At 40.6% G+C, this 9196-nt stretch carries 7 protein-coding genes; all 7 read left to right on the top strand.

Translation table 11 applies throughout. The features are described 5' to 3' along the window. Positions 1-18 precede the first annotated feature (18 nt). The 7 genes from LBQ60_13915 (at position 19) to LBQ60_13885 (ending at position 8829) form a co-directional block, all read left to right on the top strand. Positions 19-870, top strand: coding sequence for a DUF6268 family outer membrane beta-barrel protein (locus LBQ60_13915; GenBank protein MDR2039015.1), 852 nt, complete (start codon positions 19-21; stop codon positions 868-870). Between the two features lie 2 nt (positions 871-872). After that, a complete protein-coding gene (locus LBQ60_13910) occupies positions 873-2216 on the top strand; it encodes a TolC family protein (GenBank protein ID MDR2039014.1) in 1344 nt (447 codons plus the stop codon). Beyond that, positions 2213-3271, top strand: coding sequence for an efflux RND transporter periplasmic adaptor subunit (locus tag LBQ60_13905; protein ID MDR2039013.1), 1059 nt, complete (start codon positions 2213-2215; stop codon positions 3269-3271). The genes LBQ60_13910 and LBQ60_13905 overlap by 4 nt, the downstream gene beginning before the upstream one ends. 2 nt (positions 3272-3273) lie before the next feature. Then, a complete protein-coding gene (locus LBQ60_13900; protein MDR2039012.1) occupies positions 3274-6378 on the top strand; it encodes an efflux RND transporter permease subunit in 3105 nt (1034 codons plus the stop codon). Continuing rightward, the gene (locus LBQ60_13895; GenBank protein MDR2039011.1) at positions 6375-7244 is read left to right on the top strand and encodes a lysophospholipid acyltransferase family protein; all 870 of its coding nucleotides are present in this window, start codon (positions 6375-6377) and stop codon (positions 7242-7244) included. The genes LBQ60_13900 and LBQ60_13895 overlap by 4 nt, the downstream gene beginning before the upstream one ends. A 117-nt stretch (positions 7245-7361) precedes the next feature. Next, a complete protein-coding gene (locus tag LBQ60_13890; protein MDR2039010.1) occupies positions 7362-8192 on the top strand; it encodes an RteC domain-containing protein in 831 nt (276 codons plus the stop codon). 256 nt (positions 8193-8448) lie between these two features. Next, a complete protein-coding gene (locus tag LBQ60_13885) occupies positions 8449-8829 on the top strand; it encodes a helix-turn-helix domain-containing protein (GenBank protein ID MDR2039009.1) in 381 nt (126 codons plus the stop codon). Positions 8830-9196 lie beyond the last annotated feature (367 nt).

Raw genomic sequence — 9196 nt, 5'->3', positions numbered from 1 at the left:
GAAGGAAAAGCGCAACAAGTGTCTTTTAAGACGGAGTATCTCGGCAATTCGGGCTATTACTTTCTACCTCCGGGTGAGAAACCACGAGAAAAAATTGGAGATAGCAACGGTTCTGCCGTCGTTTATCAGGGAGCGGTTAATATACCGTTGTCCATGAAAATGAATGAGAACAATCGTCCGACAGCTTGGGGGATTGGTCTTGGCGGGTCATATACTTCCTTGAATAACAAGAATTTCACAGATTATATGCCTTCCGAAATCATGAATTTACAGGTCGGGCTTTACCACCTGCGCCCATTGAATGACAAATGGTCGATGAGGGCGAGTTTAGGTGGTGGGATATTTACTTCCTCAACCGATTTCTCCAAAATCAGGTTTAAAAACGTGCTTGGAAGCGCAGGCGTTGTTTTTATCCGCCACCTGAAACCCAATCTGTCTATTGGTGGAGGTGTGGCAATAAACAGTTCATTAGGTTATCCGATGATATTTCCTGCTGTCTATCTTAATTGGAATCTCAATGGGAAATTCGACGTAAATGTAGAATTGGTCGAAGGATTGGACGTGTCTGTCGGCTATGATTTCAACGATTGGTTCAAACTATCGTATGCCCTTGAAATGAACGGGCAGGTGGCTTTGTTAGAAAAGGATGGTAAAGACATGATATTTTCCCATCAATATATCGTAACAGGGTTTCGTCCCGAAATAAAGGTTGGTAAAACCGGATTATCTATGACAGCTATGGCTGGGTTGAACTTGTTCCGTCCTGCTTCTTACAGCGACAGAACGTTGAAAGGAGTTTTCGCAACAGATAATGATTATTACTTCTCTGTTTCCCCATACGTGTCTCTCGGAATCAAATATAACTTCTGAAAATGAGAACGATTCAGATTTTGCTTGCCTTATTGATGATAGGCAATACTGTCATGGCGCAAAATTCAAGAGGGAAGATTACTCTTGAACAATGTCTTGACTTCGCTATCAATAACAGTTATGCGGCACATAGGGCAAATCTCAATGTCAGTGAGGCAAGTTATCAGATAAACGAAGCCCGGTCGAATGTGTTGCCGCAGATAAACGCTTCGGGCAGTTTCGACCATAGCTTGGTTTTACCTACAACGATGTTACCCGGCGAACTCATTGGCGAGAGCGGAACGCAAATCCCGGTTCAGATGGGTTCAAAGAACGAGCTGGATTTTGGTGTTAGTGTTGAGCAAGTCATTTTTTCACCCACTTTATTCACAGGAATAAAAATAGCTCGGAACAACCAAGAACTTCAAAGGCTTCGTGTTACAATGACAAAAGAGGAAATAATTTTTAATGTAAGCAACGCTTACTATGACATCCTTAATAGTATGCAGGAATTGGATAATATAAACTATATGACCTCTATGCAGGATTCACTTTACCTGTTAATGGAAAAACGAGTAGAAGAAAATGTAACACGGGAAGTTGATTTGAACCGTATCAAAGTAAATCTAACCAATTTGCAGGCACGGGGTAAAAATATGAGAAATATTATATCACAGCAAAAACGTTACTTACAAATTCTAATCGGTATTCCTATTGAAGATGCTTTTGAAGTGGATGATTCAGAGGTAAAAAGCATGGATATATCCGAATTTCAGAACTATCCTCTGCAACAAAGCAGGATAGAGATTGACGTGCTGAATAAGCAAAGAGAAAGATTGGAACTCGAAATCCGCAGTCATAAAATGGAGTACCTGCCAACGTTATCGGCTATTGCCACAGCCGGGTATCAGTTTCAATCAAACAAACTGAACCTTGCAAGAGAACCGTGGTACAATTCCGCCATTGTGGGCGTTCGTTTAACCATTCCAATTTTCGACGGTTTAGGTAAACGAAGCCGGGTAAAACAGAAACAAGTACAACTGCAAGGGTTGGATTGGGACATTCAAGAAACCCGACAGACTTTATCTGCTAATTATTTGAATGCGAAAAATCAACTGGAGATAATCTATGAGTTGATACAAGTGCAATTTGAAAACCTGAAACTGGCAGAGAAAGTATATAGTCAGACAATAGCTTTGTACACTGAAGGTTTGGCGAGCATAACAGACCTTCTTGAAACGGAAACCTCTTTGCATGAAGTGAAAATTGCCTGTACCACAGAGCTTATCCGCTATAAAAAGACAGAAATAGATTTATTGAAAGCAAGCGGGACACTTGAATACTTATTAAGCAGTAGTAAAAAATGAAATCAAAAATAGTAACACCAATCATTCTAACTGTTTCCATTGTTAGCCTCATCGCATGGAAACTGGTCGAGAATAAACAAACCATTGACCGGAATGCTGAATTGTCATTGGCTGTAAACACAGTTGTTCCTGTCATGATTGAGAAGCCCCAGTATATGGATTTGAGCGAAAAAATCAGTGTGAATGGGCGCATTGATTCGGAAAATGAGGTGGCAATCTATTCAAAAGCGCAGGGTATTGTTGTGAGGAAATACAAAAAGGCAGGCGATAGTGTCAGCCGGGGAACGGTGATCGCACAACTTGAAAACAATGTAATACGGGAAAATCTGCGGCTCTCCGAATTGGATTTGGCAAAAGCAGAAAAAGATGTAGAGCGTTTTCAAAATCTCGCTTCTATCGGGGCAGTAACAGTACGGGAATTGGAAGATGCCCAAATTACCTTACGCAGTATTGAGAGCAGGATAGCTGATTTACAAGACCAACTGCGCCATACTACCATTACGTCCCCTACTTCCGGGATTATTAACAAAGATTATTTCGAAGAAGGGACGTTGCTTTCGGTTGGCAATAGTGTTGTCGATATTGTGGATAATAAAGCATTGAAAATGTATGCCAATGTAACGGAGAAAGAAGTGTTGAAACTAAAAGTGGGTATGGAAACAATCATCACCACGGACGTATATCCCGGCAGCATATTTACAGGCAGAATTGAGGCTATTTCCCCTAAAAGCAATGACCAGTATTATTATTCGGTCGAACTGGTATTAAATCATCCAAAACTACAATCCGGCATGTTCGCTACCGCTATTTTCAACGTGGGCGGGAATAACCACAACACATTCGTAATAAGTAGGGATGCCATTGTTGGTGGAGTGAAGGCTCCTCATGTATTTGTGGTGAAAGAGGGCAAAGCCTATAAAGTAGCCGTGCAAGTTGGTATTTCGGAAGGAAAATACATTGAAATAATCAAAGGCATATCACCTGATGATACCGTTGTAAAAAGCGGGCAAATCAACCTGATTGACGGCACAGAAATATCCATTCTAAATTTATAAAAATGAATATCATAAAAACGTCAATCAGTCGTCCGACTACGGTAGTCGTGATGTTCGTTATACTTGCCTTTTTCGGTATTTATTCTTTGACCCAACTGAATAGAGAATTAATGCCAAGTATGACATTAGATGTTATTTCTATCAGCACTGTTTATCCGGGAGCCGGAGCCGGTGAAGTAGAAAATTCGATAACAAAGAAGATAGAAGATGCTGTTTTTTCCATAGAGGGAATAGATGAAATTACTTCTACCTCAATGGAGAATTATTCTTTAGTAACGATTCACTTAAAAACTGGAACTAACCTTGATAAAGCTCTTCAAAATGCACAGCGAAAAGTAAATGCTATACGTTCCGATTTACCGGAAGGCATGAAAGAGCCATCCATAAATGATTTTAGCGTGGCGGATATTCCCATTATGACAATCGGCGCAGTCGCTAATATGGGTGAAACGGAATTTTACGATTTAATCAACCACGAAATAAAACCTGCTTTGGAAAGGATAACAGGAGTGGCACAGGTAACGCTCATCGGAGGAAACGAGCGTGAAATACAGGTAAACATCAATGAAGAAAGAATGGCTGCATATGGGATTTCCATTCTCGACATCAGCACTGTGTTGATTAACTCAAACATCGATTTCCCTGCGGGAGAGATAAAAAACGAGAACAAGCAAACGCAAATTCGCTTGCAAGGTAAATACAATAACCTTGTCGATATTGAAAATGTAATCGTAAAGTATATGCCCGACGGAAGTGCGGTAAAAGTAAAAAACATTGCGGATGTACACGACGGGAACAAAGAGATAGAAACCCTTAGCCGGGTAAATGGAATACCATCCATAGGTATCACTATACAGCGTTCTGCCGATGCCAACACCGTAGAAATATCCAAAACCACACGGGAAATACTGGATACTTTACAATCAACATATGAGCCAGTTGGTTTAAACTTTATGATAGCGGCTGATAATGCGGAATTTACAATGGAAGCCTCCAATTCTGTGATGATTGACCTCGTTATAGCTATCATTTTGGTGGCTTTGACGATGCTATTATTCTTGTGCAGTGTGCGAAATTCAGTTTTTGTTTCTATTGCGATTCCGTTGTCCCTTGTTTCCTCATTTATAGTGATGTATTTGTTTGGTTTCAGCCTGAACCTTATGTCGCTGTTAGCCATAACATTGGTGGTAGGTATTTTGGTCGATGATGCCATTGTGGTTATCGAAAATATTCACCGTCATATGGAAATGGGGAAAAGCAGGGTGCAAGCGGCATACGATGGATTAAATGAAATAGGCGGGACAATCGTTTCCATCACACTGGTTCTGGTAGTGGTATTCATTCCTATTTCATTAACACAAGGGACTATCGCCAATGTATTCCGTCAATTCGCTGTTACTATCGCCATCGCGGTACTTTTCAGCCTCTTAGTTTCTTTCACCGTAGTACCGTTGCTTTACTCCCGGTTTGGGAAAATAAATGAGTTCAATCGCCGGAGTTTCATCGGGAAAGGTATTCATGCTTTCGAAAGTAGGATAGAGAAGATAGCGGATTGGTTTTCAAATCTTTTAAGGTGGTCTTTATCGCACAAACTGATTACATTGGCTGTTACTTTTGTCCTTTTGATAGGCTCTGTAAGCCTGATAGCATTTGGTTTTATCGGAAGTGATTTAGCTCCGCAAGGCGATCAGGGACAATTTGTTATAAAAATGGAATTACCCCGTGACGTTAGCATAGAAGAAACCAATCAGGCAGCCTACAAAGCAGAAAACGCATTAAGAAGCAGTCCGTTAGTGGAAACTGTATTTACTACCGTAGGAGCAGAAGAAAACGGACAACCTCAAGCCCGTTTAGCCGATTTACGGGTAAAAATGATTCCGCACAGTCAGCGCAATATTTTTACTTCGGATTTTTCACGGGAGGCAAAACATTTTCTGCAACAGCATATCCCCGGAACGCAAATATGGGTGGCAATGACCGACCTGATGGGAAATATTGACGAAGCACCTGTGCAATATTATATCACCGGACACCATATTGATTCCGTACGGATAGCTGCAAGTCTTATTCTTGGCAGTATTAAATCTGTACCGGGTATCGTCGATCCCAAATTATCCGCAGGAGAAAGCAGCCCCGAAGTCAGTATCATTCCCGACCGCGATAAGATGTCGGCTATGGGAATCCCTTTCGAGGTGTTAGGCATGACACTCAATAATGCTTTCAGTGGGAATAATGATGCAAAGTTCAGGCAAGACGAATACGAATATGACATAAATATCCGCCTCGACAACTTCGACCGCAGGAGTACGGCAGACGTTGAAAATATCACATTAATAAATACTTCTGGCGAGTCTGTCAAACTGAATCAGTTTGCACGTATAGAGGAAACCGATGCGCCGGGCATCCTCGAACGCCGTAACCGTAGTGCCTGCATAACATTAAACAGTCAGGTCGGAGGGCGGCCAACGGGCGACATAGGGAAAGATGTCAGCCAAATAATAAACGATCTCGATTTGCCGGAAAACATTACCGTCATTCCTGGTGGAGAACTTGAAATGCAGGACGAAAGCTTTGGTACAATGGGGTTGGCGCTTATCATTTCCATACTGTTGGTTTACCTCATTATGGTATTGTTATACAATAACTACATCTACCCTTTTGTAGTATTAATTTCTATCCCTCTTGCCATAATAGGTGCATTACTCGCTTTAGCACTAACGATGGACACCCTTAACCTGTTTACCCTTCTGGGATTGCTTGCTCTCATAGGACTTGTTGCTAAAAATGCCATTATACTGGTTGATTTTACCAACCAGTCAAAAACAAAAGGAATGGGATTGAAAGATGCACTTATTGAGGCAACCCGGCAGCGGTTCCGCCCCATTCTGATGACAACTGCCGCAACGATGATTGGCATGCTTCCCATTGCTCTTGCAACAGGGGCGGGAGCCGAATGGAAAAACGGTCTGGCTTGGGTGATGATCGGGGGATTAATTAGTTCTATGTTCCTGACACTTATTGTTGTACCTGTGGTTTATTATGTAATGGATAGAATATTGGAGAAATTGCGATTGGATAATAAACAAATCATTGAAATAAAGGAATGAAAAAGAATCTTACAAACCTTATGTATAAAGGCATTTATATTGTGGGATATATCGTAAGCATGATGCCTATGGCATTTCTGTATGCAATAGCTTCATTTGCTTTTTTCCTTACTTATCATGTTATCGGATATAGAAAAGCAGTCGTAATCCAAAATATCTCACGCTCTTTCCCCTATATGAAATATGGAGAAATCCGCTGTAACGTAAAGAAATTCTATATTTGCTTTACCGCTTATTTTGCAGAAATGCTTAAAAGTATATCCGTTCCGGCAGAAATCCTTAATAAGAAAATAATATTTGAAAACTTGGAACTTATAGATAAGCACGTAAACGATGGACGAAATATCATTGCTTGTCTGGGGCATTGTGGCAATTGGGAAATGCTGAATTTTATGCCTTACAAACTGCATCATGATATGTATGCGGTTTATAAACCGCTACGGTCGGGAATAATGAATAAGCTAATGATTAAACTCCGTTCGCGTTTTGGGGTGAAATTAATACCCGACAAATCGGTTATACGTCATATCCTAACTCAAAAATCATCTGCTGCTATTTATCTGTTTTTGGCAGATCAATGTCCCCGAATAAAAGATGATAAATACAAATTCGAATTATTGAATCAACAAACATATATTTTTTCAGGCATGGAAAAGTTGGCGCGTATAAGTCAGTCAGCAGTTATTTACCTGCATATCGCGCAGCTATCAAAAGGAAATTATAAAATAACGTGCATTCCTATATGTTCCAAAGCTGAATCTATGAATGAGGGAGAAATAACCCAAACATATGTCGATCTGCTGACGGAAAATATCAAAGAAGAACCATACGGTTGGTTATGGACACATAAACGATGGAAAAGATAAAGCAATGGTTTATTTACTCTCAATCATAGTAATAACTCTAATATTAACTGGTAGTATAACCTTCCTGTGTGTATTTCTGAAAGCACTTCATGAAGAAGATGACTAAATTATAGTATTATGATACAGTTTACTTCCCGTCTTAAAAAAGAAGTCGATGCAGAAATTGAGAGAATAGAGCACATGGAGATTAGTTCAATGACAAAGTCATTAGAGGCATCCCGTGTGCTTAGGGAAGCATACACTCAATTAAAAGCATTTGTTTCATCATATGCTTTTTCAAGCGAGGAAGAGGAAATCCTATTTTTCAAGGAAATTAAGCCCAGACTATGTTTTCGACTAATCTATTACCGCAAACTACATAATGTTGAAATGGATCGACCTACCGGAACAGAGAAACAGCGGGAATATCTAAACGATTTATTGAACGGTATAAATAAGTACAATAGTAAGCGGCTTGATTTTATTCGTTATTACCGATCTGGTTCTTCTCACTTAGATTCTCTTTATTTTCTACGGGGACAAACAGATACGGAGCAGTATATGGAAACATTTTCTCACGAATTTGACCCCAACTTTACAACAAACTGCGATTTTAAAGTAACAAAAATTTTATCAAATGATATGCTTTCTGATTATTTAGCGAGGGAAATAGAAGCTTTAAGCGAAAACAACAATCTAATAATGGGTTCATTCGGCTTTCCTGCCGTCAAACTGACATGGAAGGGAACAAAAGCCGAATTACAGGAGCAAATCTTATCATGGGATAGTGAGGGTGCGTTTGGTGATGTGCCTCTTACACAACTCCACAGCTATATCCAAAATGTATTTAATATCCAGTTAGACAGCCAACTCTCACGGGTTTTAGACGATTTGAAGACCAGAAATACCCCAACACCATATCTTGATAAATTGAAAAACGCTTTACTGCGTCGTATGGGCAGAAAATAAAATACCGACATCGGTATTTATCCCCAAACATCCGATTTTGATGCTGATTCAGGTCAAAATCGGGTGTTTTTCGTTGTTAGCCCCACTATACCGACTGTTTCACCAATTTTTCTTTCTGTTTTTGGAAGAAAATACATCTGTAAACCGTTGTGAATAGACTATTTATAAAAATCTTAAAAAATAGTTGTACCGACCTCGTTAGCAACGGTTCGGAAACGTCCGACCTTTGCAAAACCAACGATAAATATATTTGGATATGACCGACAAGGAGTTAATGGCGTTTATGCAGAACTGGTTCGAGCGTTTTATGGTGCGTTTCGACCGGATAGACCGGCATTTGGAAAAAATGGCGCTAAAAGAAAAATTGCTGGAGGGCGAACGGCTGCTGGATAACCAGGACGTATGCCAGTTACTCAATGTAAGCAAGCGGACACTTCAGCGTTACCGCTCGTCGGGCGAATTGCCTTATCAGATGATTTATCACAAGACGTTCTACAAGGAGAGCGATGTGGAAGCCTTTATCAAGGCCAATTTCGCCAAAGGAGAAAACCAGGAAGACGAAAACCCCGATGACGATACGGATAATGAACCGCCGAAAGATACAGGGGACACCCCCGAAGAAATAGACAGCGAATAATTCGGTCTGTATTTTGTTCATACTCATAACTTTGAAAGAACCCCGCACCGTCGCGATGACAAGTGCGGGGTTCGCTTTTTAGATTTTGAAGCCTTTTTTCCCCGGTATTCCATGCGCAGGCCGGGCGATAACTGCTCGTTCGCCCATGATTTTACTAATCGTCTGCAAATTATCCGGCATGGGTACACATTTATTTTCCTCCTTCGGAATATCCGCCATGATGCCGGCGCTCCGCTCGATGGGCTTCAGGGTAGGGCGTCCAAAACTCGTATAAAAAAATATTCATGCTGCCCATGCTTTTCGTCTCTTAACTGCTTGATTCTCTGTTAATTCATCCTTTGTCCATTGATGAATATCCCTTAGATAT

The organism is Bacteroidales bacterium, assembly GCA_031275285.1.
In the GTDB taxonomy this organism is placed as follows: domain Bacteria; phylum Bacteroidota; class Bacteroidia; order Bacteroidales; family UBA4181; genus JAIRLS01.
The sequence above is the reverse complement of the archived record's forward strand: the minus strand, read 5'-3'. Positions and strand labels throughout refer to the sequence as shown.